At 43.7% G+C, this 4,025-nt stretch carries 1 protein-coding gene; it reads right to left on the reverse strand.

Annotated elements, in window-relative coordinates:
- Window positions 1–229 precede the first annotated feature (229 nt).
- Window positions 230–4,025, reverse strand: a 3,796-nt coding sequence (locus F6K20_RS27570; protein ID WP_353736839.1) for a LamG-like jellyroll fold domain-containing protein, incomplete at its 5' end; no start/stop codon positions are given.

Raw genomic sequence — 4,025 nt, forward strand, 5'->3', positions numbered from 1 at the left:
TTCTTATTCTAAACACTATTGAGATTAACTTTTAATAGTGCTGAGTTATCTTGGCTTAATATCCTGATAATCCTTGCCCGATCTCACATTTTGGATCAATTTTTATGGTGCTTACCCTGGCTTATTTACCAAGGATATCTACCCTGTTGCTATGGTAAATTAGTATCAAATAAGATGCACCCACTTCCATTAACCCAAAACGAAATTACTCATAGCAATTGAGAATAGTTTAATTTAAATCTCGGCAAGAAAAATAGTGATACCAAGGCTTGGGTGGGCTAGTGGTATCGGTAGGGAAAGAGGTGAGAATGATCGTACCATCCGGACCAATCATCCAGCCTTGAGCTTCCACAATCCGTTTTGGCTTAGAATTCTGTGGAATAGAATTGTGTTCGGTCGATGGCGCTAACGTCTGATTCTTATCAAGATTGTGATCAATTTCACTAAGGGTTTGATCCTCAAGAGTCACCCAATCAGCAATGATGGCTTGACCGATAATCGGGTCGAAGGGACTGGCCGGAATGCCACCTCGTCCAGTAACAATAAATTCACCAAGTTCATCTACCGAGACTTTCCCACTTCTCGGACAGCTAGCAACAATGAGTGATGATGGGTCAGTTAAATTAATTGGTAGTTGATCTAATCCCCGAGAAGGGTCAATATTGCCCGTATTGATGGTCACTATTCCTTGTGGACCAGACTCAGAACTGGCATCGATATCATTAGTGCGATTTTCCTCAATGGCTTCGCGCTCCTCAATCAAACGGACATCTTCGGCCTCAATGGTGATCTCACCGCCTTGACCCCGTGCAGCTTTGGCAATGATATCGCTACCATCAGGACCAGTTGGGGGAAAGGCAATCAAGACGTCGGTATCAATATCAATATTGCCACCCGTAGCTTCTTCAGAAGCCTCTGCGGAGATTAGGCTTTCGTTGAGCATCACTATCGATTCTGATACGTCTAGTGTGATATTCGCTCCATCTTCACCTCCACTCAGTTGAGTTTCAGCTAAAAGTCTTCCGTTGTTAAGCAACAGGGAATTAGCCGTAATGTCCAGATTACCTGCTATCCCTTTCTCACTTTTGACTGTTATTATTCCTCCATCTTCAACCTTCAGGGAATCAGTATCGATGGTGATCGTACCAGCTACACCACTGAAATCCCCGGAGCTGTCAGACAGTAAACCACTGGAAATAGTATTATTAGTGGGACTAACTCCAGAGATAGTAATGGAATTAGCATGAACGTTAATCGTACCAGCATTGGCTCCACTGTCACCAATTTCTATTGGTGCGCCTAGGCTACGCTGACCGATCAGGTAGTGCTGGGCAACAGTTTCAGGAGATAGGGCTGTGTTGTAGACTGCTACTTCATCAATCACACCATTGAAGGATTGGTCACCAATGTTTGGCCAAGTCCCGATCAAGATGCGTGGTTCTTCGCCATTAAAAAACCCTTGATTATTGCGATTAATTTCTCTGCCATTGACAAAAATAGTGTTAGTATCGGAATCTTTGTCGTAACTAGCTACAACATGATACCAAGTATCTACTTCAATGATGTTCTCTGGTGTTTCCAAATCATTGGGAAAATCACCGAAAGCAACAGAAGCGTTCTCGTTCAATCTGAAATATAGACTTTCACTTTTGTCATTGTCACTCTTTATCCGTTTATGTATCCCGAAATAGGCTTGCCTTTCTCCAATTTCGTTTGGCTTTATCCAGGCTTCTACAGTGAAGGATTGATTTGAGATATCTAAATCTGAACCTGATGGAACAGTACCTATATCCACAGCAGTATCATTCTTGCCATTAAATTGTCCTGCTGTACCGGATATTCCTGGAACACCTTGAGTTACACCCCCTTCATAGGTACCGTTGAAGCCATTGCCAGTAGCATTAAAAGCCGTTGAACCACTAGTTTCATCAAGACTCCAGTAGACGATTGGGTTATCACCCAGCACTGCTTCGTTATAGGTTGTGTCAGGATTAGCCAGTACTTGTTGCACTAGCCTGACTGGGTTGAATCCTTGGGTACGGTTTGCAATAGTGCTCCCGTTGGTGAGGGATAGGGAGTCAGTCGAGATCTCAATCTGGCCACCATTACCACTACTTGTAGGCTCTACTTCACTCAAGATATTACTGTCATTGGTGAGAACAACTGAGTCAGCTTCTTTCACAGATATGTTCCCAGCATTTCCTGGACCAAACGTAGCAGCAGAAATTTCACCCCCGTCTCTGAGCGTGAGCTGATTTGTTGAGATAATTATCGGTCCCGCATCACCTGCCCCAGCAGTGCTGGAATCTACCTTTGCTGTATTTGTGATGGCAATAGAGTTAGCCTCAATAATCTCAATTTTACCGCCATTACCTCTAGCACCTTCTGCTACCTGACTTAAAACACCGCTGGCTATAGTTTGATTGAACTGATTTACCAGATTCCCATCAAAAACTATGTCCTCTGCTACTGTAATTTTTACGTTACCTGCGTTTCCTTTTCCGAATGTAGAGGCAACTATTCGAGCACCGTTAGTGAGATAAAGTGACCGAGTTTCAATATCAACATTACCACCACCGTTATTGTCATCAGTGGCTTTACCACTTCGATTAACCCGAGTCAGGATAGAGTTTTGGGCTCCATCCAAGATGATTGAATCACTAGCGACAATCTTGAGATTGCCACCATTTCCCTGTCCGATTAGGTTAGACTGTAACGATGCATCATTGCTTACAGAAACTGACCTAGCCTGGATATTAATATCACCAGCAGTACCATTACCTTGTCCCTCAACACTAGTGAAGGCACCACCATCATTTTCAAATCCACCACCATCAAAGGAAACTGTATCCCTAGCAACAATATTGATATCGCCGGAGTTCCCCCAAGACTTTCTGACATTACCTGTTCCAGCTGTATCTTCCTCTCCAACCCTGGCTTCCAGTTGAGCGCCATCGTTAACAACTAAAGAACCTGTGGTAATGAAAATTCCACCACTGTCAACGATAGGTTTTGGTTCAGCCTTTCGATCTATGTCGTTAAGAATGTTGTTGACGATGCCACTAGTCTGACCATCTTGCGATTTCCCTTCAAAAGTAACTGTATCATCAGCAATAATAGTCACTTTACCGGCATCTGCGTTCTCAAAGATACTGGTGTCGATATTATCATCCTCCTTAATGACAAAGAACGTACTTGTTTCGATCTGAGCACCGTTTTTGGCAGAGAGTGAGCCAGTATCAATAGTGATATCCCCACCCTTTTCTGTTCCGAAGGTGTTGCTAATAATGAAACTGTTGTCAAGGGATAGTTGATCATTTGTAACCACGGTAATATCCCCTGCTTTACCAGAAGCGGAAGAGGCATCAATGCGTCCGCTTATTTCAATGGGGCCCCGATAATCAATCAAGACCTCACCACCATTCCCTGAAAACCTCTGGTTACTCGTATCATTCATAAGCTTCTTATTGACTACCTTGGCTATGGTGCCGTCACCAGTTAGAAGTGAACTAATTTTCAGGGTTTCACTCACTAACGATGGATTAGCTTGATACTGATTGGTTAACAATACTAGTCCATTGGGAGCATTAATCGAGATGTCACCAATTTCTATATCTGCACTAGTAGCACCAGTCCCAAAGTTAGAGCCTAAGTTTCCACTATCGGTATTTCCTGGAAAACCCGCCAGTAATGTCCAATCTATGCCAGCACGGATATCTAGGGTAGGTTGGTTACTGCCATCTATCACTACCGATGTTCTCGCTTCGTCGGACAAGGTCACATTAGCCAGACTAGCTAAGAAGGGATTGGAGTTATCGGGGCTAATCGCATTATCAGCGGTATCGGTAGAGTTAATTTCGATGTCCCCAACGGTAACACTTCCTCCTGCCAAAATATGCAGTGATGCTCCGGTATAGTTTCCTAAACTGACATCCCCATTGGCCAGAATTATCGGATCATGGGGACTGACTAAATTTCCCGGTAGCCCATCCAACTGTTCGATACTGACACTGCCGCCAGCGGAA

It is taken from the genome of Moorena sp. SIO2C4 (genome assembly GCF_010672485.1).
In the GTDB taxonomy this organism is placed as follows: Bacteria; Cyanobacteriota; Cyanobacteriia; order Cyanobacteriales; family Coleofasciculaceae; genus Moorena; species Moorena producens.